General features: G+C 36.7%; 20 protein-coding genes and 2 tRNA genes. 1 reads left to right on the top strand and 21 read right to left on the bottom strand.

The window, feature by feature from the left end; genetic code table 11:
• Positions 1–37 precede the first annotated feature (37 nt).
• The 17 genes from WMO42_RS09075 to WMO42_RS08995 all read right to left on the bottom strand — a co-directional run bounded on the left by WMO42_RS09075 (position 38) and on the right by WMO42_RS08995 (position 16,448).
• Positions 38–1,156, bottom strand: a complete 1,119-nt coding sequence (locus WMO42_RS09075; protein ID WP_022502375.1) for a hypothetical protein — start codon at positions 1,154–1,156, stop codon at positions 38–40.
• A gap of 256 nt (positions 1,157–1,412) precedes the next feature.
• Positions 1,413–1,889 (bottom strand): TspO/MBR family protein, encoded by a 477-nt coding sequence (locus tag WMO42_RS09070; RefSeq protein ID WP_349192091.1) that lies wholly within the window; start codon positions 1,887–1,889, stop codon positions 1,413–1,415.
• Positions 1,890–2,000: 111 nt separating this feature from the next.
• Entirely contained in the window at positions 2,001–2,147 is a 147-nt protein-coding gene (locus WMO42_RS09065; RefSeq protein ID WP_349153796.1) for a hypothetical protein, read from the bottom strand.
• A 77-nt stretch (positions 2,148–2,224) separates the two neighbouring features.
• Positions 2,225–2,965 carry a glycosyltransferase family 2 protein gene (locus WMO42_RS09060; RefSeq protein ID WP_349192089.1) on the bottom strand — a complete coding sequence of 247 codons (741 nt, stop codon included), beginning with the start codon at positions 2,963–2,965 and terminating at the stop codon, positions 2,225–2,227.
• A 194-nt stretch (positions 2,966–3,159) separates the two neighbouring features.
• Positions 3,160–3,246, bottom strand: a tRNA-Leu gene (locus tag WMO42_RS09055).
• A gap of 83 nt (positions 3,247–3,329) precedes the next feature.
• Positions 3,330–3,411, bottom strand: a tRNA-Tyr gene (locus tag WMO42_RS09050).
• 93 nt (positions 3,412–3,504) lie between these two features.
• Positions 3,505–4,401 (bottom strand): hypothetical protein, encoded by an 897-nt coding sequence (locus tag WMO42_RS09045; RefSeq protein WP_022502372.1) that lies wholly within the window; start codon positions 4,399–4,401, stop codon positions 3,505–3,507.
• A gap of 15 nt (positions 4,402–4,416) precedes the next feature.
• Entirely contained in the window at positions 4,417–5,610 is a 1,194-nt protein-coding gene (locus tag WMO42_RS09040; RefSeq protein WP_022502371.1) for a hypothetical protein, read from the bottom strand.
• A 91-nt stretch (positions 5,611–5,701) separates the two neighbouring features.
• Positions 5,702–6,640 (bottom strand): dTDP-4-dehydrorhamnose reductase, encoded by a 939-nt coding sequence (gene rfbD / locus WMO42_RS09035; RefSeq protein ID WP_055176861.1) that lies wholly within the window; start codon positions 6,638–6,640, stop codon positions 5,702–5,704.
• Between the two features lie 95 nt (positions 6,641–6,735).
• Complete coding sequence (locus tag WMO42_RS09030; RefSeq protein ID WP_022502369.1) at positions 6,736–7,821, bottom strand: glycosyltransferase family 1 protein; 1,086 nt, start codon at positions 7,819–7,821, stop codon at positions 6,736–6,738.
• An 11-nt stretch (positions 7,822–7,832) separates the two neighbouring features.
• Positions 7,833–8,921 carry a glycosyltransferase family 1 protein gene (locus WMO42_RS09025; protein ID WP_022502368.1) on the bottom strand — a complete coding sequence of 363 codons (1,089 nt, stop codon included), beginning with the start codon at positions 8,919–8,921 and terminating at the stop codon, positions 7,833–7,835.
• Between the two features lie 22 nt (positions 8,922–8,943).
• Positions 8,944–10,827 carry a nucleoside-diphosphate sugar epimerase/dehydratase gene (locus WMO42_RS09020; protein WP_022502367.1) on the bottom strand — a complete coding sequence of 628 codons (1,884 nt, stop codon included), beginning with the start codon at positions 10,825–10,827 and terminating at the stop codon, positions 8,944–8,946.
• Between the two features lie 2 nt (positions 10,828–10,829).
• A complete protein-coding gene (locus WMO42_RS09015) occupies positions 10,830–11,906 on the bottom strand; it encodes a glycosyltransferase family 2 protein (protein WP_349192086.1) in 1,077 nt (358 codons plus the stop codon).
• A 3-nt stretch (positions 11,907–11,909) separates the two neighbouring features.
• Positions 11,910–12,632, bottom strand: a complete 723-nt coding sequence (locus WMO42_RS09010; RefSeq protein ID WP_022502365.1) for a sugar transferase — start codon at positions 12,630–12,632, stop codon at positions 11,910–11,912.
• 33 nt (positions 12,633–12,665) lie between these two features.
• On the bottom strand, positions 12,666–13,856 hold the full coding sequence (locus WMO42_RS09005) for a DegT/DnrJ/EryC1/StrS aminotransferase family protein (protein WP_055177312.1): 1,191 nt from the start codon (positions 13,854–13,856) through the stop codon (positions 12,666–12,668).
• A 51-nt stretch (positions 13,857–13,907) separates the two neighbouring features.
• On the bottom strand, positions 13,908–15,350 hold the full coding sequence (locus WMO42_RS09000) for a PEGA domain-containing protein (protein WP_116444226.1): 1,443 nt from the start codon (positions 15,348–15,350) through the stop codon (positions 13,908–13,910).
• A 48-nt stretch (positions 15,351–15,398) separates the two neighbouring features.
• Positions 15,399–16,448 carry a spore coat protein I gene (locus WMO42_RS08995; RefSeq protein ID WP_022502362.1) on the bottom strand — a complete coding sequence of 350 codons (1,050 nt, stop codon included), beginning with the start codon at positions 16,446–16,448 and terminating at the stop codon, positions 15,399–15,401.
• Between the two features lie 208 nt (positions 16,449–16,656).
• Here WMO42_RS08995 and WMO42_RS08990 point away from each other — a divergent pair, with 208 nt between their 5' ends.
• Positions 16,657–17,913: a CCA tRNA nucleotidyltransferase gene (locus WMO42_RS08990; protein ID WP_349192084.1), complete on the top strand. Its 1,257-nt coding sequence runs from the start codon at positions 16,657–16,659 to the stop codon at positions 17,911–17,913.
• Between the two features lie 219 nt (positions 17,914–18,132).
• On the opposite strand, the gene WMO42_RS08985 is transcribed toward WMO42_RS08990, so the two are convergent.
• The 4 genes from WMO42_RS08985 to WMO42_RS08970 form a co-directional block, all read right to left on the bottom strand.
• The gene (locus WMO42_RS08985; protein WP_349172205.1) at positions 18,133–20,121 is read right to left on the bottom strand and encodes an oleate hydratase; all 1,989 of its coding nucleotides are present in this window, start codon (positions 20,119–20,121) and stop codon (positions 18,133–18,135) included.
• Positions 20,122–20,155: 34 nt separating this feature from the next.
• Entirely contained in the window at positions 20,156–21,553 is a 1,398-nt protein-coding gene (locus tag WMO42_RS08980; protein ID WP_349192083.1) for a radical SAM protein, read from the bottom strand.
• Between the two features lie 114 nt (positions 21,554–21,667).
• A complete protein-coding gene (locus tag WMO42_RS08975) occupies positions 21,668–22,216 on the bottom strand; it encodes a DUF308 domain-containing protein (RefSeq protein WP_022502358.1) in 549 nt (182 codons plus the stop codon).
• Between the two features lie 154 nt (positions 22,217–22,370).
• Complete coding sequence (locus WMO42_RS08970; RefSeq protein WP_349192081.1) at positions 22,371–22,934, bottom strand: TetR/AcrR family transcriptional regulator C-terminal domain-containing protein; 564 nt, start codon at positions 22,932–22,934, stop codon at positions 22,371–22,373.
• Positions 22,935–22,994: the final 60 nt, after the last annotated feature.

Genomic DNA, 22,994 nt, shown 5'->3' with positions numbered 1-22,994 from the left:
TCCATTCCTATGTATTTTCATATAATATATATGGCAGTTAATAAGACTTCCACTCAAGTCCTGTAGCCGCCTCATAATCGTCTTTCATTGTCTCATACATATCTTCATATGACTTGTAGAAATATTCTTCCTCATTAACATTTCCCTCTGCATCATCTGCAAGTACTTTTGCTAATACATCTGAATATTTAACAGCAAGTTCTCCATACATATGTCCTTCTGTATCCACATAACCCGAATCATCTCTTGGAAGCACAGACATAAGCGTCTTATTAAAATCATAATATTTAATATTGTAGCTATCAAATAATTCTTTAAGCTTTTCGGACGCCCTGTCCACCTGTGCTTCCTTAAATGCATCTGGTGTTATAGGTGTTGACACACATACAACCTTTATATCATTATCATTACAATAATCAAGAAAACGCTCAAACTGTGATATAACTGTTTTATCAAGGCTTTTAGCAGCATTTCCTTTCATTGTATTAACATATGATGGATTACCTGGCACTTCATTGATTCTATATCTGTAGCAGAATCCTTTTCCAAGATATGGACCACCTGCGGTTGCAAAATATCCATCTGTATCAAGTCCTGCTGACATATCATAATTCTTATATTCTTTTGTCTTTTTAAGTGCAATATTAGTCTTTGCCTTCTTTATCGTGCATTTCCAGGTCAGCCTTCTTGAAAATACATTTCTTATATCAAGTTCAGCCCTGTTATTCCACAGATATTCTGCCTTAACCCAAGTATCTTTCATCTGCTGGTATATAAATGACTTGGAAAAATGATTCTGGGACTGCCCATTCATCCAATAGTAATAGTCTACATCCACAATTACCTGTTTAACATTATTACCTGAATCGACAACTGATTTCAATACATAATAGAAATCATCAACCGTCTCTCCTGGTATTCCCATATTAAACGAATTAACATTCATATATTTATCAAGATATTCTGTATCTATACTACATCTTGTATGTGAAGCTCCAAGCACTATTGTGTCGTAGCTCTCATTTGAACTGTTCACATCATTTAACACAAAACGTATATATCCGCTCTCAGCAAACAGATAATCGCACACAAGTATAACCACTGCCAGAACAACGATAAATAATACACATTTTATGTGTGGCCATGCCTTTTTCATTCCGTTCCTCATTTCCAACGAATAAATACAGTAAAACTGTACTTTTTGTATATTTCATCTATTATCTGCACTACTCTTACAATCCGGTAATTCTTTCCATTAATGCTTACTACTGTGCAGATTTTTGTAATTATACCACTTATACAGCTTTAAATTGTTAACAATATGTTAACTATTTTTGAATTTATTGCGAAATTATTACATTAAAATTACGCAATGACTACATTAATTAACACCTAATACCAAAAGCATCTGATTAATTCATAATCGCAACCGCAATATTAAGATATGCTGCAAAGGTTACCCATAAAAGATATGGAACCATAAGCCACGCTGCCACTGTATTAACATTAAAAAATCTCCATATTGTAAATATTATTAAAATCCACAATATCATAAGCCATACAAACGCCAGCCAGAAAGCACCAAAGTTGAAGAATATAACTGACCAGCCTATATTGATTACAAGCTGTACTCCATATAATATCAGTGCTTCTGTTCTGTCATCATCCCTTGTCTCACATACAATATAAGATGCCAGTCCCATAAGTATAAAAAGAATTGTCCATACAATAGGAAAAAGCTGACCAGGAGGTGATAGTACAGGTTTATTCAAATCTCTGTAGATTTCCATTGAATTACCTGTAAGAAGCCACGATATTACTCCTGCTCCTATACTTATCATCATCGCTAAAATCAGCCTTTTCCAATTCACTTTAATATTTCCTGTCATAATTCCTCCATTCACCAAAAAATGTAACATTTTATCTGTCAGAATTATTTTATGCAGAAATCACTAAAGCATACTTATAGTTTATTTAATTGTAATTTCACTGTCTGACCATTACAGACCACTCTTTATATTCTCTCCTGCCGCAGCAGTTGTTGCCGTTGTTACTGCCGCTATCTTATGAAGTGCAATGTAATCTTTTGCTTTTTTTATAAATTGCAAATCTCCTGCTTTTTCTAATAATTCTTTAAACTTATTCAACTGTATTCCTCTTTTCTTAAGTCCACCAATTCACACATAAATGCCTGAATTTATTTATTGTAATATTATACTGACTATTAATCATAATAATGCTTAAAATACACTCTTCCAAATATTGCCCATGTATCCACAAATGCCCTTACGCAATCTTTCATTCCAATTCTGTTAGCACCCTTATCTCTTACAAAGACAACCTCAACTGGCATTTCTGCTATTTTAAAGCCCCTTCTATGCACCGCCACAAGCAGCTCTATATCATATGCAAAGCCTGACGTTCTTATAAGGTGTCCTACCGGTTTAATAGCTTCTGCCTTAAACACCTTAAGTCCTGTCTGAGTATCCTTTACATTAAGATGAAATAATATTATAAGCATTATATAGTAACACATACTTATTACTTTTCTTTTAAATGGATATTTAAGCTTTGACCCCTTATGAAATTTACACCCGATAACAACATCTGCGTTATCATCAAGCATTTTCTTAAGATAACCCTCAAGCTGTGCCGGATTAAGTTCCAGATCTGCATCAACAAATGCAATATACTTTCCTTCAGCCTGCGACACGCCCGATATTATGGCATTACCTTTACCTCTGTTCTTATCAGAAGTGACAAGCCTTACTCTTTTGTCTTTTCTTACCGCTCTTAATATCTCCGCCTTGGTATTATCCTTACTTCCGTCATTAACAGCTATAAGTTCAATTTCCCTGACAAAGCCTGATACTATATCAAGTGTCTTCATTATGCTTTGATATATTAATTTTTCCTCATTGTATGCTGGCATTACTATGGATAACATTCCATCTAATTCTACCATTGCACCCTCATTTCTAAACAACAAATTGATTATTAATACAAAAATGTGCAAAGCACATTCCAACACCATGCACGGTCATCTGCGTCTAACTACAGATTAGTGTGGGTGTGCATCATCGGCACATAGTGCCTTTTGTGTAATAAAGAATTCCTATTACACAAAAAAGACTTCCTACTCATTTGTAGGAAGTCCTATGCCGGCAACGGGAATCGAACCCGTATGGGAGTATAAGTCCCGCAGGATTTTAAGTCCTGTGCGTCTGCCAGTTCCGCCACACCGGCTCTTTGGTATATCTTAATACATAATCCAAACTTGGTGCAGCCTAAGTTGCACTTTACTGCCTGCAAGCCAGTATTATGTAGAATGGGCGGAGAAGGATTCGAACCTTCGAAGGCAGTGCCAGCAGATTTACAGTCTGTCCCCTTTGGCCACTCGGGAATCCACCCATAATTCCTAAGTCAGTCTGCTAACTCAGGAAACTTTTTGCATTTTATCATATATATCTTATCTTGGCAAGTGTTTTTTACAATATTTATTAATTAATAAAACATATTAACCGAAGTAATACGAAATCCCTTATACTTCTTAAAATTATCATTGCTAATAGCTGATGTGTAATCATATATATTAACAGTTTCTTCTGGCACGAAAGATATCTTTACAATACCATCATTTCCTACAATATCTGCTGGTATCTTTAAAGTATTAAGGTTATCATTCACCTTATCTTCTCTTTCCCTGTCACCATATTCATTCTTATGGTACTTAACCGCTCCCTCTGTTTCATTATATGCAGTTATAGTTCCAATATATTCATCATTAGCATATACTTTAGTATCTGTATTATAGCTTGCACCATACACTTCAAGCACAATGTCTTTCTCAACTCTTGTTACAAATCTGTAATAAAGTGCTGCCTCATTACCTTTATTAGTATATATCCCTGTATGAAGTGAATAGAAACCCTTTGTGTATCTGTAAGGAATGTTCAATGCAGAGGCTATTGTCTTATCCTCATCTTTATCAGCTGTAGAATTATCATCAGCATCTTCTGATACATAATTATTCTCTGCTGCTAACATTTTTTGGAAATATTTATCAATGGCAGAATCTCTGTTAGACTCCACACTATCCTCATTAACCTCATCAGCCTCTTCTTCATCATCTGTTATAATATCGCCATAAAGCTTCTGTTCTTCTAATAACTTTTTATATTCTTCAAGCTTTGATATATCATATATCTCTGTATTACCAAAGTAATAGTCAAGACCATTTTCACCCGGCCACTTAGACAATTCACCATCTACATAGTAAAGCTTATATTCATCTGATACATCAAGCTTACTGCCAAGCACAAGCGTTGCAAGATAGAACACTGCAAGAATCACAACAATAATATATGCAATTATATTAATACATTTTTTCTTATTATTCATCCCAACTCTCCTTTTCTACGCCGTAAATGCGTTGACACCTGCTGTAAACCATAACCATATAAGAAATGCTTCCATAACTACTGCAAGAAATACCGCCAGCCACTTTAAGTCTTTCTTATCTGCAAAATAATCATATAAACCAATGTATACAACATAACTTCCAGCTATAAATCTGCACATTGACATAACTCCGCCCGTAAAAGGAATTATAAGTGTTATGACAGCAAATAGAACTTCTGAATAATATCTACATTTAAGCATATATACATACACGATTATTGCCAGTATCATAACCAGCGGAATCCAGTATCTTTCTGCATATATATTATTAAAGAAATCCCATATCATATTACCTATCCAGCCAGCACCATCTTCTCTCCATGCTGCCTGCACATTTCTGAACGCCCACGCATCTCCTGTCACATAATACAGATGCATCATATTAACAAATATGCCTGCCGGACATAAGAATACCTGCAATATCTTAACTGGATTTTTAAACATATGTACTATAAAACTGCCAAGCTTTCCAAATGTTATCCTGCCCTCATATAAATCAAGGTACATCTGCAATACGAGCGGGAATACAAGTATAACACCAACTATTCTTGTACAGCTTGCAAGCATAGCCGCAGCTGCTGAAATCCAGTAATTATTAATATTGCCCTTTTCTTTTTTTAGATAGTAAAAGAACACTGCAATAAGCATCATAAATAATGTTTCTGAATATACACAATGAAGATAGAATGAGTATGGTCCCATATAGACAAGAACCACTGCAAAATATCCTAATCTGTCAGGCTTATAAAGCCTTACTGTCTTAACAAGAAATATCCCCATTATATACACATATATTAAGCTGAGAAATATTCCTGCCTGTGCATAATTAAGGAAGAAAAATATGTATTTAAACAATCTTATTGATACTGGAAATAAAGGAAAGAATGCCCAGTTAGCCTGTCCATCTCCCGGCTTTATGCTTCCAGAAAGACTATATCCTTTTTCAGCAATCTTAATATACCAATCTGCATCGCCACCAAGAAACATCTTAGCAAATGTAATATTATTGCCAAATGCTGAATTGGTAACACAGCCAATAAATATATAAAATAGTCTTGATACAAGCAAAATCAAAAGAACATTTTTCGCAATCTGCTTATTCTCTTTAGTAGCAATCCTGTTCCATAATCCAACCGCCTTCTCCTTCATACGTTTACCTTTCTTCTTAATTAGTAAATACGGATACACAATAACGAAACATTAAAGTTGTTGGGTTCTGACCCTGACATTATAATCATTTCTATTCGTTACCTGTAGCCTGTTCCTGTTCTTTTAAATATTTAATATACCTTTCCACAGCATTCTGCCAGGTTGGAAGCGGTGTAAATCCTGCCTCTTTAAGCTTTGATTTATCTAATCTTGAATTAAATGGCCTTGCCGCCTTTGAAAGGCCATATTCTTCTGTGGATACCGGAATAACCTTAATATCCATTCCGGCCTGTCTGTATATTTCACACGCAAAATCATACCACGAAATATAGCCACCCTCATTAGTTGCATGATAATATCCATATTTCTCTGTAGCTATCATATCAACTAATAATACTGCCAGATCAAGTGTATATGTTGGTGTTCCTATCTGGTCATTAACAACTCTTACAGTCTCGTGGTTCTTTCCAACCTTAATCATTGTCTTTATAAAATTATTGCCATTAGCACCGAATACCCATGCTATTCTTACTATAAAATATTTAGAAAGTGTATCAGCAACCGCAAGCTCACCCTCAAGCTTAGTCTGTCCATATACATTAAGCGGCTTGTATTCCTTGCAGTCCGGCTCCCAAGGCTTCTCACCCTGCCCATTAAACACATAATCTGTGCTTATATATACCATTTTACAATCAAGCTTCTTAGCCGCCTTTGCAATATTAGCTGTCCCTTTGGCATTGACAGCTCTTACCTTCTCAACCTTGTCATCATCTTCTGCCATATCTACTGCCGTCCACGCCGCACAGTGTATAATAACATCTGGTGATACACTGCTTATAACCTCATCTACAACAGCCTCATCTGTTATGTCCATCTTGACATATTCCATTGTTGTAACAGCACTATTATCCTGAATACCACTGTAATTATCAGCTATATCACTTCCTATTCCTGTGTACCCTCTTTTATCGAGTTCATTCATAACGTCATGACCTAACTGACCTGACACTCCTGTTACTAATACTTTCATACTTTCTCCTTAATGTCTTCTATTATCTTTCAATTTAATTATAATCCAGCGCATTAATACTATTACAAATATTATTTATATACAATATAAATAATTTAATCACTTGTAATGAAATCATACACAACTTTCCCAAGTCTATCAGGTGCATATCTTTTAACTACATTTGCATATGCTTCTGTATCAACCTCTGTATTATATGACAATAATTCATCTGCAAGATTGTTTATCTGCTCATATTCATTACATCTTATATTAAATGTATTAATATTGCCGTCTGTAATCTCATCAAATATAGGAAGATTACTTGCTATAATTGGCTTTTTAAAACGCATAACCTCAATAATCGGCATACCAAACCCCTCGGCCTTCGACGGAAACACAAAAGCTGACATTGAGGCATACAGCTCGTGCTTTTTATCGTGGGTCACATAATCAAGATAAGTTATATCTTCATCTAACATCATTGCCGACCTTACAATCTGGTTAATCTCTTCTTCCTGCATTTTTCCACCAAGAATAAGTTTCTTCTTTCCGCCCCGGTTCTTATATTGCAAATAGCCTTTTATAAGAAGGTCAACGCCCTTTCTTTTCTCCATATTGCCAACATAAAGAAAATAATCATCATCTTTATTATCCCATTGTTTCTTAACAGGATTAGATATTATATAAGCATTAACATTCGCTATGCTCTTAGCTTCCGGGAAAAATTCTTCCGTTGTACTTTTGGTCTGTTCTGAATTATATAGAATCATATCTGTATTCTTAAGTGTCTTTTTAAGATTGTACTTAAAATACATACTATATACTTGTCCGAAATATTCAACATATTCTATTGGAAACATATCGTGTATTGTAATCATAGTCTTAAAGCTACCGCCGAGGTTAATCGGAATTATCGTATTAACTTCCCAGAATATATCAGGCTTAATAATATCAAGCTGCTTTTTCACATATGCAAAATAAGCATAAACTCCGGCACTCTTATACACCTGTTTTCCCTTTGTATATACTTTTATTCCATTTTTAATAAATGACTTAATATATTCACTCTCTGCAACATCTGATATAAGAACGAATTCCAAATCCTCATATTTCATAAGCTGCTTAAGAAAGTCATTAAGATACATTCCCACTCCGCTTGGTCTGCTGCCAAGCGTTCTTGCATCAACCGCTATCTTCATCTTTTTAATCCTTATTCTGCATATTTGTCCATAATTCCTGCAATTATATGGGCTGACCTGTCCCACGAATGATTTGAAAGTACATTCTGCACTGCCTCGTCACTCACCTTATTCTTTTCTAACAGCTCATCTATATTCACATCAGGCTTATGACAGTTGACATATGTAGCCGCATTTTTGTAAATCTCGTGCAGCACCGGAATATCACCAAGAACAATCTCAGCTCCCATACAGAGTGCCTCCATAGGTGGTATTCCAAAGCCCTCATAGGTTGATGGGAATAAAAATGCTTTGCAGTATTTCATAAGTGCTCTCGCCTCTGAATCCCTGGCATAACCAATCGCCACTACATTGCCAAGCTTTTCTATTCCAGACCTGTCCCCAAGACTTTCACCTGCTATTACATATGTACTTTCTGGGTGAAGCTTCGCATTATTAAGAATCCAGTTAAGATTCTTATTAGGTGCTAATGAAGCCATATACAGATAATATTTATGTCTTTTTATTCTTGAAGCATACTTGTCAAATATACTCTCGTCTATGCTGTTCACATCAAAGTGCTGCCAGCCATTGCCTGCAACTACTATTTCCTTACCATGGGTATTATAATTATCAATGATTTCTTTTCTGGAAAACCCACTGACCGTTATTATCGCATCAGCACTCTTAAAGGCTTTAAGATACATAAGCTTTCTGAACAATATCTCATGCCAGTCACCCGGCTCTCTAAAGAACTCCTTATGTGTCTTAAATGCTATGTCGTGTACCGTAACTATTCCATTTTTCATAAACAGTGATACTTCATTACATAAATATACAGGCTTAGCCTTCTGCTTGTCCACATATCTCTGAAACGTGAACTGTTCCCACATTCTTCCAGATTTTCCAGCCAATATAACAATCTTAATGTTATTATAGTGTGTCTTATAGCTGTTAATCTCCGCAGATGTACCTTCTGAATCAATCTCGGGCACAGCTATCTCAACCTCGTAAGGCTTATCCGCCATATATTTATCAAGTTCTTTTGTTATTTGTCTTGCGTACCTCTGGACACCTTTAATATGTCCATACAAAAAGCTTCCATCAATAATATATTTCATAGTAACCTCTTTTTGCAGTTTCTTATTGTATATCATTATCCGATACATGGTCAGGCTTATAAGTTGGAACGAATTCCTTTACAAGCCGTCTTACTGCCATCGCATCTTCTTTGTAAGCTGTTTCCTTAAGGACTTCTAGCTTGTCCTCAAAATTGTCTTTATCAAATTCAATAGGCTTGCCTATATGAATAAGCTTATTCTGTGTATCCTGAAGCCCTTCCTCTGCCATAAGAAGTTCTTCATATAACTTCTCACCAGGTCTTAAACCAGTATATTTAATCTCCATATCCACACCAAGTGTGTAACCTGATAGTCTTATAAGATTCTTTGCAAGGTCATCTATCTTTACCGGCTCACCCATATCAAGAATAAATATCTCACCACCCTTGGCGTATGCACCCGCCTGAATAACAAGCGACACGGCCTCCGGTATTGTCATAAAATATCTTATTATATCAGGGTGTGTAACTGTAACCGGACCCCCTGCTGCAATCTGCTTCTTAAAAAGAGGAATTACAGAGCCATTGCTTCCAAGTACATTACCAAATCTTACGGCTACGAATTCTGTATTAGATACTCCATTATAATACTGAATTATCATCTCACATATACGTTTTGTCGCACCCATTATATTAGTCGGATTAACGGCTTTATCTGTACTTATCATTACAAATCTCTTGGTATTATATTTGTCTGCCATTCTTGCAAGATTCCAGGTACCGGCTACATTATTCTTAACTGCCTCATTAGGGCTTCCCTCCATAAGCGGAACGTGCTTATGTGCCGCTGCGTGATATACAATATCCGGTCTGTAATGTGAGAATATCCACTCAAGTCTTGTGTTATTTCTTATTGAACCAATAAGCGTCACCACATTGGCATAAGGACAATTCATCTTTAATTCCTGCTGTATATCATAGGCACTGTTCTCATATATATCAAATATAATAAGGCACTTAGGGTTATGCTTGACTAACTGCCTGCAAAGCTCAGAACCAATTGAACCACCGCCGCCTGTTACAAGAACAGTCTTGCCCGATACATATCCAAGAATTGACTCCACATCAACATTGATAGGATCCCTTCCAAGTAAATCGTCCACATCAACATTTCTGATATCCTGAACATTAATCTCGCCGTCCATCATCTGATACACGCCAGGTATAATCTTTAAATTACAGTTAGTTTCTTTACAGATATTAAGTATCTGTCTTTTAGTTTCCTGCGATGCTGATGGAATAGCAAATATTATCTCATCTATCTCATAGTATCTTGCATATTCCTTAATACGCTCCCTTGTTCCAACAATCTTAACGCCTCGTATATACTTTCCAACCTTTTTAGGGTCATCATCAATAATACATACAACCTTGGAATTATCAAGGTATCTTGAATTAGCAATCTCTCTCATAAGAACATTGGTAGCCTCACCGGCACCAATTATCATAATCTTAATCTGCTCTGATGTATGTCTGTATTCCTGTAAAAGTGTTCTTATAAGCCTGTACATAAAACGGCTCGCACACATTGCAACTATAAGAAATACTACTGACATAAAATAACAGGCTCTAGGAAGCGGTGTTCCCATAACTGTTGTAAGACAGACGTGTGCCACCTCCGATACAATACAAGCCTCAACTATCTTATAAAGCTCGGCTATACTCGCATACTGCCACAAACTGTGATACATTCTGAAACACCAGAATATAAGCAGTGTTATAAGTGTAAATGGTACGCAGGTACTCTTAAAATTCTGTATATATTGTGACTCTATCGCCGCCAGATCAACGTTAAACCTCATTACCAGCGATATAAATACACAGCCGTTAACAAGAATTATATCTGTTATTATAAGAAAAAAGCGTCTGACTATTAACTGTAGCTTATCTTTCCTTGTCTCTTCCATAATTAACCTCTTTTTGATTTATCCATAAGTCCTGCTATTGTGCCTATTCCATAACTTAAATGAAGAAGCAGGAATAATACAGGAAGACAGGCATTAGTTATATTTCTTTTATCTTCAGCTTTAAATGCAGATACTGCCGCCATACCAGATGCCATTAAAGCATAGAGCACCCACATAACAGTTGTAAGCACTACTGTTACTTTTCTTAATGCCGAAATACCTTTTCCAAGTGTATGGTTGTGCCTTTTCTTAATGCACTCTGCAAGTCCTGTCGCTCCAATAACCGAACCTGAAGCTATTATTGCACTGACAAATGCAAATGGCACAAAATGATATATGCTAAGGCACTTAGGACATACCTTGCTTGTCTTTCCTATCCAGTAGCCGTTAGCATACTTCTGCTTAAGCATTGCCTTAAGACTGCTTCTTGTATACTGGTATGATATTATATCAGGGTCAAAGCACAGCTTATATCCAGCTTTTCTCATTCTATAATGAATTTCATTATCTTCTGTACGCACAAGTTCCTCATTAAAGAAACCAACCTTTTCAAATACTTCTCTTCTATATGCTGCGTGAAATAACGATTTAACATAAGTCTTTCCAGGATTATTCCTGTATGAAGCAATGCTTGAACCAAACATACTGCTCTCTGCAAGAAGAAGTGTCTCCTTAAATGGAGTTGGCTTGTCTATTATGTTAGGTCTTTGTCCACCACATATATATTCGCCTGTTTCAAACACCCTCACATTCTTACTGACAAAATCCTCTGGAATTACAGCGTGTGCATCTACCTTTATTATCGCATCACCCTTATATTCCCTCAATGCAACGTTCCAGCCTGATGGAAGTGTCTTTTTAGGATTGTCAAGCACTACAACCCTTCTGAATTCATCTTTATTATCAAGTGCAAATTCACACATAAGTGCTCTTGTATTATCAGTTGATGCTCCGTCTACAAGCACAACCTCCATATTGTTATGGTCATAATCCTGATTTTTAATACATTCTAATATTCCATTAATATTCTGTTCCTCGTTATATGCAATAACACACATAGTAATAAGCATATCAGACATTTATTATCTCCTTCTACTCTTTGTCACTGAAAGCCTCTCGCTTCCAACAACAGATTCAAATGTATCCCAAAGCACCCTGCAATCCTCTGCAAAACCAAACTTTCTTAATGCCTCAAGATTATACTTCATCTTCGCAGGAAGTACTTCCTCAACATACGCTTTATCCGGATTGGCGGCATTGCCTAATATTTTATCTTCATCTTTATAAGCTATGCTTGTTCTTGATGTAAGCCCAGCCGGCAAAAGCAGTGTTGCATACATTTCTTTAGAATACTGCTTTACATACTCAGGCACTTCCGGTCTTGTGCCGACAAGTGTCATATCTCCTGCAAGAATGTTAAATAACTGTGGGAATTCATCAGCTCTTATCTTTCTTAAAAGCTTTCCCATTCTTGTTATTCTTCTGTCATTATCCACAGTCACAGAAGCACCAAGCTCATTAGCATTAACAACCATTGTCCTGAACTTGTATATCTTAAATATTCTTCCATACTGTGTAACTCTTTCCTGTCTGAAAAATACAGGTCCTCTTGAATCACATTTTATAAGTATTGCAATTATTAACATCGGCAATGCAAGCACAGCAAGCATTATTGATGCAACTACGATATCAAATAATCTCTTCACCATTAAAGAAGCTCTACGTTTATTAACTATATTGTAATATTTTCTTACTTCCCTTGTTCTCATAAACTTTGGAAGCTCATTCCATTTTCTAAGCTGCATACCAACCTCTTTTCTGCCAGTCTGTTAAACCTGTTATTTAAGGCTGTTAAAATTCTCTATAACATATTCTATCTGTTCATCTGTAAGATTAGTATGAAGTGGAAGTGTGACTTCATTGTGATACATTTCAAAAGATTTTGGGAAATCTTTTATATCAAAGCCAAGCTGCTTATATGCTGTGTGCATAGGAAGCGGCTTGAAATGTACATTCGTTGCAATTCCTGCTTCTGCCATTCTTATTATAAACTGGTTTCTGTCTTCTACATCTCTTCCAAGGAGTCTTGTAAGAAACAGATGTCCACTTGATGAATATTCATCTGTATAATGGCACAGGCACTCAACATCATCTGCCTTAATACCCTCTGTATACATATTAATCATCTGCTTTCTTCTTGCAAGCATCCCCTCATATCTTGTCATCTGAGCAAGACCTATGGCGGCTGTTATATCTGTCATATTACACTTATAAAGTGGTGCAATAATGTCATATTCCCACGCACCAAGCTTAGTCTTTGCAAGTGCATCCTTTGACTGTCCGTGAAGGCTCATAAGCATAATCTTTTTGTATATTTCTTCATCGTCTATTCCGTCAAGTTCTCTCCATACAAGGCCTCCACCTTCACCTGTTGTAAAGTTCTTAACAGCATGGAAAGAAAATGATGTAAAGTCCGCACATTGTCCGCTCTTATGTCCATTTCTTGACGCACCATATCCGTGTGCCGAATCAGCAAGTATAAGAACTCTTCCAAGTGCCTCCTGATAAGCATTAGCCGGCTTAAATAAAGCCTTCTTGCTCTCAAGTATTGCCCTTATCTTATCATAATCGACCATTACACCAGCTATATCCACTGGAATAACTGCCTTGGTCTTCTCTGTTATGGCTGCTTCAAGCTCATCATAATCAAGATGATAAGTTCCCTCCTGCACATCAATAAGCTTTAAAGTTGCACCAACGTGGCATACAACACTTGCTGATGCTGTATATGTGTATGCCGGAACTATTACCTCATCTCCCGCTCCAATTCCGAATAATCTAAGAGCCGTCTCCATACACGCTGTAGCTGAATTAAGACACGCACCTCTCTTAGTGCCAGTAAACTCTGCCATCTGTCTTTCTAATTCCTTGGTTCTTGGACCTGTTGTAATCCAGCCCGACCTTAATGCTTCGCTTACTGCTTCAATTTCCTTTTCTGATATATCTGGTGGTGAAAATGGTATATTCATCTTTTTTGTCATTATTATTCTTCTGCCTCTTTTCTATACATTCTGCATAATCTAATTAGAAGATGTGGCTGTAGGCGTTGTTACCGTTGGCGTCTGTACAGTCGCAGTCTCACTTGTCTTTGTCATATCCGGAAACGCATATGTCATATCACCTGCTGTATTAGGTATTGATATAGTATAGCTTACTGTATTATACCCAGATTGTGACAATGTTATAGTCTTGTTGCCACTTGATTTGCTAAATGAGCAGGGAACAACACCTATGTATACACTATCTACATACAAAGCCGCTCCTGATGGTGCTGTTATATTAACACTATAACCATTAGTAAGGCTCGCTGATGTCGTCTTTGCTGTTGTTGACGAGCTTGTACTTGTCATATCAATAACCTTAGTCTTGTAATCTGAATTAACCGTAAATGTCTCTGTATAAGTTTCATAATGGTTAGCCTGTAATGTAAGTGTATGAGAACCATATGTTAATGACACAGGCTTTGAGTAATCAACTTCACTTCCATCTATTGCCATAATTGCATTCTCTGGTGTAACTGAGAAGTTGATTGCACCCTTTTTAGCTGAAAGCTGCTTATATTCTGAGAAATCAAGCGTTGAAGTCGCATCTTTCTTAATAGTTACTTTCTTGGTTGCTGTCATATCAGCACTCTGAAGCTCAACATCATAAGTACCAACTCCGACAGTAAGCATCATATCCTGTGTAACACCATACAAAAGACTGCTTCCTAATGTCACATAACCACCTACAAATGCATCTATTCCTGTCAGTTCCAGATATCCGTGTCCATTATCAACCGATATTGAGTACAGCTTATCATCAATTCCTCTTAACGTAAGTTCATCTTCCTTTACAATCTGTGCAATGCTTATAAGATTACCTCCAGAGGTTACTACCGTATAATCCCTATAATTAAGCGTAGTCTGTCCAATCACCACACTCTTAGAGCTTTCATCAAGCTCTATATCCGTAACTGATGTCCTGCTCCACGCATTCTTTGAACCATATATCTTAGTTGCCTTGCCATATTTGTTGCAGTATACATCATATATCTCTCCGGGCTGTATCAATGTCGCCGCCTTAAGCTTTCCATAAGCATCCTGTATATCAGTACCACCTGTATACATTACTGAATATTCCGTTCCAGTTTCAACATCAATAAAATGTATATTCTTAAGCGTGGTATCTATTGACGATACTATCCCCACTAGTGTTGCATTGTCACTGTTCTTGGCTATGTCTGTTACATTGCCCTTTTTCTTCGCTGGTGTAATTGAACTGCCCGGTACAATCGCTCCGTTACTTCCCGATGTTCCACAACCTGTCTGGCATATTATCATAATGGCAGTCATTATAATAACTGCCATTCTCTTTACAACCGAATATGGCTTAATTATGTTAAACAGATGTGTCCTGCTTCTTGTAATACCACTTTCGTTCTTTGTTCTATTAGCTTTATTATATATAAATGTATGTTTCATTCCCTGTATCCTGATTATAATCGTTTATTGGCTATACCTATGGGAATTTTACCACACACAGCATATTTTATCAATTAATTCTCTTCTTCTTTCATTCTGCTCAATAACCTTCCTTAGTTTATCTACATTTTTATCTGGAATCCACGATTTATTACTATTAATATACTGGTTAATTATCTTCCAGAATTTCTCCGGATATGACAAAAGTGTCATAAGAAGTTCAAGCTCATTATCATCCAGAGGACATATTCTGTCATATTCATCAAGAAGCCTGTAGAACACACTATTTTCCCAGTTATACTTCTCCATAACTTTTCTTATGAACTGGTACAAATCACTAATCTGGCACTCATTCTTATATCTGTCAAAATTAACAACATAAGTATCCTTTCCACCGATAAGCACATTATGGTAAGTATAGCTTCCATGCGAAATCTCTCCATTAACCGCCGCATCTAGAAGCCTCTCATCAAATCTTTCGTCCATAAGCCTCTCGCTTGCATTGCACGCCTCCTCATAATAGTCACCGATATGCTTAAATGCCAGCTGCTCAAATGTCTGTCTGCCTTTTTTCTGCTTAAGATAATTGTATGCTTTCTTTAATTCCCTTGTGTGCTTCACATATGTCTTTCTTAGTGCTGTTTCCTTCCTGTTCTGGCATGCCTTAAGCTCTGCCTGTGCATACTCCTTGTACTCTGTCTCACCACATGGATTAATCTTAAGCTCGCTTCCAGCCTCCCTTAACGCCATATGAAGATACGCCATCATACTCACCGCTCTGCACATATCCCCCATATCCTTTACATCACTTTCCTTCGCATCAAACCAGTCTTTTAAAATATATCTTCTGCCGTCCTCATCCTGCGACACAAGCTGTCCCTCATTATTTCTTACATATGTATCTGTATTGCCAAATCCCGCTGATTTTAATATCTGTGTAATATTATTCTCCCTCTCATAATACTTGTCAGGCTTCTCACACTGGGTAAAAAGCTTATACCCCTGTCCAGTTGCAATAATAATACCGCCCCTGCCTCTTATCATACGGTTAATGCTGATATTATATTGTTCTAACACCTTTTCTGATTTCTCATTCACGAATATACCCTCCAATCCAACTAGGCCTACTTATCATATGCATGTGTTCAATAAAAAATGCTTTGCCATTCAGTGACAAACATAGTTTTTTTTGTTAAAATTATGAGCAGTAATAATGCGAACTATTGCAAATTTTATATAGCCAAATAACAGATTTAAAGACTTAAAAATAAAATCAAAATAATAATTTAAAGATTGGTAATTAAGTATGGATTATAGTAATTTTAAAATTGATATGCCTAATGACGTTGACTTTATAATCAACACAATTAAAAGCCACGGCCATCAGGCTTATGCTGTAGGTGGCTGTGTCCGCGATTCTATTATGGGACTCACTCCTAATGACTGGGATATAACAACCTCTGCACTCCCTTCCGATATCAAAGAATATTTCAACAAGACAATTGATACCGGAATTGAACACGGCACAGTAACAGTTATGTTGCACAATGTTGGATATGAGGTTACAACCTACAGAATTGACGGCGAGTACAAAGACGGCAGACACCCATCTTCTGTTGAATTCTCCGACAGGCTGACAGACGATTTATGCAGACGTGATTTTACAATAAATGCTATGGCTTACAATAATGTAACTGGGCTTGTCGATGAATATGGCGGAATAGACGATATTAATAACCGCATAATAAAATGCGTTGGCAACCCAATTGAGCGTTTTACAGAAGATGCTTTAAGAATGATGAGAGCCATAAGATTTTCTGCACAGCTTGGCTTTACCATTGAAGCTGATACATTTAAGGCTATTGAAAAGCTTAACCGCAATATAGATAAAGTCAGTATGGAACGTGTATGCGTAGAACTTAAGAAGACGCTTTTATCAGATAACCCTGATTATTGCAGTCTTTATGCAACAACAGGTCTTTTTAATAATATTCTGCCTGTAATAGCAGATAATCTTACCGGCAGATATGCCAAGAAGCTGCTTCTTACCTGCAAATATACTGATAATGAGCTTCCACTTAGATTAGCCGCAATTCTTTTTGTATGCTCACCTGATGAGGCAAGAACAGCTTTAAGAAATCTTAGAATGGATAACAAGACTATTGATACTGTTGTAAAGATATTAACATACACCCCGCTTCACATTGATGAAACTGAACCTGCTGTAAGGGAAGCACTTCATCAGTGTGGACGTGACATTTTTATGTTAGTAATAAGATTACAGCGTGCTTCTATTAAAGCAAGTGAAGAGATTACATTTATAAGTAACCCTGCCAAGTATAACCATCTGAATAAATTACAGCGTATGGCAGATGATATACTTGAAAGAGGTGACTGCTTTACAATAAAAGACCTTGATATAACAGGAGTTGACCTTATCGAATATGGTCTTAAGGGTGCAGAAATCGGCAATACACTTAATACACTGCTTGATATTGTAATTGAGAACCCTAAGCTTAATGATAAGGCTACTTTAATTGCACTTCTTGATAATTTAAAGTAGTCATATGTGCACCAATCACAGGTGCTTTCCTAATACATAAAAAGGCTCAGCCCTAGCTGCTGGAATTATCCATCAGCTTGAGGCTGAGCTTTTTATATGACAAATATTTTTGATATTCTGTATATAGCACAACAGTTTCCTGCACTATTTTAAAATGCTGCATTTTTAAACACTATGTTATCATAAAACATCGTATTTATCAGACAATTATCGCTTATATTAATACTTCATATAATCCTTAATAACATTATGGTCTTTAAGAACCTTTTCAATTACAGTTCCCTTTATCCTTCTAAGGAGTGGTTTCTTAATGTTATCAAGCACGCCAGGAAGTTCTATTTCAAGAGGTGACTTGCCGTCCATAAGCTTAACAGAAGCATCTAAGAGATCTCTTACATCATATACGCTTCCCCATACTTCTGGAACGCCCCTGTCTACGCCAAGAAGTCCGTATACAGCCTCCATAGCTGTTCTTACTGAATATTCTGTTGTGAATATAGTATCTCTTGGTGTCTCAGCAAACTGTCCAAGGAATGCAAAGTTCACACAGCCATCTGGTATAACGTCTGGTCTGTCACCTTTTCTTCTTGGCATAAAGAATGCTGTGATATAAGGCATCATCGTAGGTGTTGTATTGCAGTGGTTCTTAGCAAGTTCATCTATTTCATCTACTGGTATTCCAATATGGTATAACCACTCTGCTGTAATCTCTTCACCAGTACACTCTTTCATAGGCTTCTTGACATAATCGCCAGCTACATCTGTAAACAAGCTGTATACCCATACGCATACTTCATCTTTCTTCTGTTCCTTGAACTGTCCCTGTCTGTTAATTGTCCAGCTAAGAAGCCAGCTTGAATCCTTACAGCTTACGATACCGCCTGTAACAACATTTCCTGTTCTAGGATCTCTTTTACATATCTTCTTAATATGATCGATAATCTTTTCATCACTTGTTGTAACTGTAGCTGACTCCCAGTTAGACTTAGATACATTGCCACAGAACTTTTCTGGGTGTCCAAATGATGGATCCTGCTTTGCAATATTCTTCCAAAGACTCCAGCAGCCGCTTGTTCTTACCTCTGCATCTCCTACAGGTGCGTGAGTATGGTCACCATAGATTGTACTCTCTGTACAGCTTCCGTTAGTTACAAACACAAGGTCATTCTCTGTAAGCTCAATTGTTTCTTCCTTACCCTTGACATTGCACTCTATTGTCCTGGCAATCTTCTTGCCATCCTTGAACTCAAATATAACATTTTCCACCCTTGTATTGAACTGGAACTTAACACCTGCTGCCTCAAGATACTTCTGCATAGGCAGGATAAGTGATTCATACTGGTTATACTTAGTGAATTTGAGTGCTGAGAAATCTGGAAGTCCGCCTATATGATGAATAAATCTCTGGATATAAAGCTTCATCTCTAACGCACTGTGCCAGTTCTCAAATGCAAACATTGTTCTCCAGTAGAGCCAGAAATCCGAGTCAAACACTTCTTCATCAAAGAAATCCTCAATCTTCTTGTCATACAAATCTTCATCTTTAGTGAAGAACAATTTCATTATCTCCATACAGCCCTTCTGGCTTAAATTGAATTTGCCATCTGTATGTGCATCTTCACCCTGATTAACTGTTGCCCTGCAAAGTGAATAGTTAGGGTCGTGCTTATTAAGCCAATAATACTCATCAAGCACTGATGCACCCGGCTTCTCTAATGATGGAATACTTCTGAACAAATCCCAAAGGCACTCAAAATGATTCTCCATCTCTCTACCGCCACGCATTACATACCCTCTTGTTGGATCATTAATGCCATCGCACGCACCACCAGCTATATCCATAGCTTCAAGAATGTGAATATGGCTTCCCTTCATCTGTCCATCTCTTACAAGGAAACAAGCTGCTGCAAGTGAGGCAAGTCCGCTACCTACAATATATGCTGACTTAGCATCAACGCCCTCTGGCTTTTCTGGTCTTGCAAATGCTTCATAATTACCATTTGAGTAATATATACCCTTGCTGTTCTTATCATATTTACCACGCTCAGTATTTCTGTACTGCTCGTATTCTTTCTTCTGTATTTCTTTTATCTCTTTCTTCTCTGTACCGTTCTTATTCTTTGCATTAATAGCCGCAACTCCTGCTCCTACTGCAAGGAGTGCTGCTCCCGCCTTTAATGTCCTGCTTCCGATTGACTTCTTACTCATAAGCTTCTCCTTTCACATATCTGCTGACCTGCAATCAACAATGTCCATAATTCTCATAGCTACTCTTCTTTACAGGAGTTTCACTCCATATCTTATCAGCATATGGCTTCCACGCATTGGCATATGGAACACATTTGCTGCAAAGATGCTCTGCTGTCTCTGGCGACTGTAAATCTGTTGATTTAGCACCTGTTTCCTTGACCATTTTCTGTAAAATCTCAGGATTTTCAAGCATAGGACAAGGTCTTAAATGGTTCTTATTAAATGGCTGGTTCTTTCTATATGCCATAAATAATGGCTGGTTAAGTATCTCAAGTAATGTATTAGTTCTTATATTCGCACCTGAATAATGAATAAATACACAAGGCTCTGCATCACCATTTGCATTAATGTGGAAATAGTTTCTTCCGCCTGCTATACAGCCACCAACGAACTCACCATCATTCTGGAAATCAAATGTAAATAAGCCCTGTCCTGTTGTAAGACTTCTTATCTGTCTTATGCGGTCTTTCATATATATTCTCTGCTCTGGTGTTGGAAGCAATTCAACTGAAGCATCATTTCCAACTGGCATATAATGGAAATACATTGCATAACGGCAGCCCTTATCTACCATAAGCTGTATGAATTCATCACTTGTTACTGTTTCTGTATTCTTAGATGTGTAGCATATTGAAGTACCGAATACAAGACCATTTTTCTTTAAAAGATCCATTGCATTCATAACCTTGCCATATACACCATCGCCACGTCTTAAGTCATTGACCGCTTCAAATCCCTCAAGACTTATTGCAAGATAAAGATTACCAACTCTTTTCATCTCCTGACAAAATGCTTCATCAACAAGTGTTCCATTAGTAAATGAAAGAAATGCACAGTCATTATGCTTCTCACATAACTTTATTATGTCGCTCTTTCTTACAAGTGGTTCACCGCCTGTAAACATATAAAGATATATTCCTAACTCCTTGCCCTGTGTTACAACACTGTCCATTTCGTCAAATGTAAGATTAAGCCTGTTGCCATATTCTGCCGCCCAGCAGCCTGTACAATGAAGGTTGCAGGCACTTGTAGGATCCATAAGAATGAGCCAAGGAACATTACAGTTATACTTTTCTCTCATCTTTCTTATTGTCTTAGTTCCATTTAAGAATGCCTCAAATCCAAGATTAAGCACCATAGTCTTTAATACATTAGGGTCTATCTCATCTAATGCCTTATTAATATACTTATTAAGTGCACTGTCCTTATCTTTGATTTTCTTTCTCACGCTGTCAAAATCAACATCAAGCTTCTCACCATCCATATATTTTTCCATAAAATCGACAAGCTTTAATATCTCTTTTTCTCTATCTTTATCAAGATTTTTAATAACAACATCTGCTGCTTTTCCTACGGCTACTCTTCCTGCTTTATGTGTAATTGTTCCCATTTTTTTCAACTCCTGTCGCTTTTAATTTCTTCTTTATTGTATAAACTCTTATGATCTGTATTAATTATTTATTAATATTCCAATTGTTAACTACTGCGTTAATTATCTATATAATCACTGCCTTAATGCTTTGTCTGTCTTAACCGTATCTATCACGATAACAAGATTAAGAATTCCATCCATACACAGATTAAGCCCTATAAGCCTTACCATAAGCCTTGTTGTCTCACCCGGCATTAATATAAGCAATATGCCAATCGCAGCTACAATAACTGCCAGTATAAGCATCAGCCACCAGCGGCTTATTCCAAATCTTTTGGAATCTATAGAGGTCTGTATTTTAAATGTCGCATCTACAAGCATTACAATTCCTATACATGTTGATAACAACTGCACCACTCTTGCTGTCCTGCACACAAATACAATTCCCACAATTGCAATAACTATACCAAGTGCCAGATCGAACTGGAATGCAAGCTGGTAAGCATCTTTTGCAAAATATCCCATAATCTTGACTGCGCCGTATATTATCATATATATCCCGAATATTATACACACAACATCTAACGCAATTCCCGGTGCTATAAGAAGTACAGCCCCAACAAGAATAAGACATATTGTAAGAATACTGTACATATTCTTAAAGTTCTTTATGCCATTCATAATGCTGCCTCCTTTCTTAAATATCTTTGTGAATTCTTTAACTTAAAGTTAGGATAACTCATTTTCATATCAATTAATACAGACAGATTGAGGGAAGTGTACCTAAATTAGTACACTTCCCTCAATCTGTCTGAAAATGAAATTTTTATAAATGTTAGTTACTATTTGCTTTAGCTTTTGAAATCATAACTGGAAGTGTTGCATCTATTGACTCAGAAATTCTTGCTATAAAATGCTCAAAATCAGCCTGCATACCACTTTCTATCCATTTATATGTACTTCCGATTATCGCATAGCCATAAAAATATGACATAAATTCCAGATCCTTTTCTGAGATATTCTCACACTCACTCTTAGCCGCAATATAACTTCTTACTACCTCAGCGGTCATCTTTTCAAGATAATTGGTAATAATATCGCGGTTCCTGGAATTATAGACGTGTATCACAACGTCCTTATACTCCACAAGTATCTCCGCAGCCCTGCTGTACTCCTCATAAAATGAACCATTACTTCCAGCTTCTCTTAAATTCTTCTCAATCTCTTCCATAAATATGTTATTGAGAACATCGTATATATCCTTAAAATAATAATAAAATGTGTTTCTGTTAATTTCACACTCATCACATATATCTTTAACCGTAACTTTATCAACTGATTTCTGCTTTAGTAATTTTAAAAGGCTTAACATTATAGCTCTTTTTGTAAATTTAGCCATAGTAATATCTATCCTCACATTCTAAATATATATTCAGCTTATATGTTCTATAATATAACA

This window comes from Lachnospira sp. CLA-JM-H23 (assembly GCF_040096425.1).
In the GTDB taxonomy this organism is placed as follows: domain Bacteria; phylum Bacillota; class Clostridia; order Lachnospirales; family Lachnospiraceae; genus Lachnospira; species Lachnospira rogosae.
This window is presented reverse-complemented; position numbering and strand designations above follow the sequence as displayed.

Excerpts from the sequence above, each read along its gene's own strand:
- rfbD (WP_055176861.1), bottom strand. The coding sequence starts at position 6,640 with ATGAAAGTATTAGTAACAGGAGTGTCAGGTCAGTTAGGTCATGACGTT.
- WMO42_RS09040 (WP_022502371.1), bottom strand. The coding sequence starts at position 5,610 with ATGAAGGAGAAGGCGGTTGGATTATGGAACAGGATTGCTACTAAAGAG.
- WMO42_RS08990 (WP_349192084.1), top strand. The coding sequence starts at position 16,657 with ATGGATTATAGTAATTTTAAAATTGATATGCCTAATGACGTTGACTTT.
- WMO42_RS09010 (WP_022502365.1), bottom strand. The coding sequence starts at position 12,632 with ATGCAGCTTAGAAAATGGAATGAGCTTCCAAAGTTTATGAGAACAAGG.
- WMO42_RS09075 (WP_022502375.1), bottom strand. The coding sequence starts at position 1,156 with ATGAAAAAGGCATGGCCACACATAAAATGTGTATTATTTATCGTTGTT.
- WMO42_RS09025 (WP_022502368.1), bottom strand. The coding sequence starts at position 8,921 with ATGAAATATATTATTGATGGAAGCTTTTTGTATGGACATATTAAAGGT.
- WMO42_RS09005 (WP_055177312.1), bottom strand. The coding sequence starts at position 13,856 with ATGAATATACCATTTTCACCACCAGATATATCAGAAAAGGAAATTGAA.
- WMO42_RS08985 (WP_349172205.1), bottom strand. The coding sequence starts at position 20,121 with ATGAGTAAGAAGTCAATCGGAAGCAGGACATTAAAGGCGGGAGCAGCA.
- WMO42_RS09045 (WP_022502372.1), bottom strand. The coding sequence starts at position 4,401 with ATGAATAATAAGAAAAAATGTATTAATATAATTGCATATATTATTGTT.
- WMO42_RS09070 (WP_349192091.1), bottom strand. The coding sequence starts at position 1,889 with ATGACAGGAAATATTAAAGTGAATTGGAAAAGGCTGATTTTAGCGATG.
- WMO42_RS09015 (WP_349192086.1), bottom strand. The coding sequence starts at position 11,906 with ATGTCTGATATGCTTATTACTATGTGTGTTATTGCATATAACGAGGAA.
- WMO42_RS08970 (WP_349192081.1), bottom strand. The coding sequence starts at position 22,934 with ATGGCTAAATTTACAAAAAGAGCTATAATGTTAAGCCTTTTAAAATTA.
- WMO42_RS09030 (WP_022502369.1), bottom strand. The coding sequence starts at position 7,821 with ATGAAGATAGCGGTTGATGCAAGAACGCTTGGCAGCAGACCAAGCGGA.
- WMO42_RS09000 (WP_116444226.1), bottom strand. The coding sequence starts at position 15,350 with ATGAAACATACATTTATATATAATAAAGCTAATAGAACAAAGAACGAA.
- WMO42_RS08980 (WP_349192083.1), bottom strand. The coding sequence starts at position 21,553 with ATGGGAACAATTACACATAAAGCAGGAAGAGTAGCCGTAGGAAAAGCA.
- WMO42_RS09020 (WP_022502367.1), bottom strand. The coding sequence starts at position 10,827 with ATGGAAGAGACAAGGAAAGATAAGCTACAGTTAATAGTCAGACGCTTT.
- WMO42_RS09060 (WP_349192089.1), bottom strand. The coding sequence starts at position 2,965 with ATGGTAGAATTAGATGGAATGTTATCCATAGTAATGCCAGCATACAAT.
- WMO42_RS08975 (WP_022502358.1), bottom strand. The coding sequence starts at position 22,216 with ATGAATGGCATAAAGAACTTTAAGAATATGTACAGTATTCTTACAATA.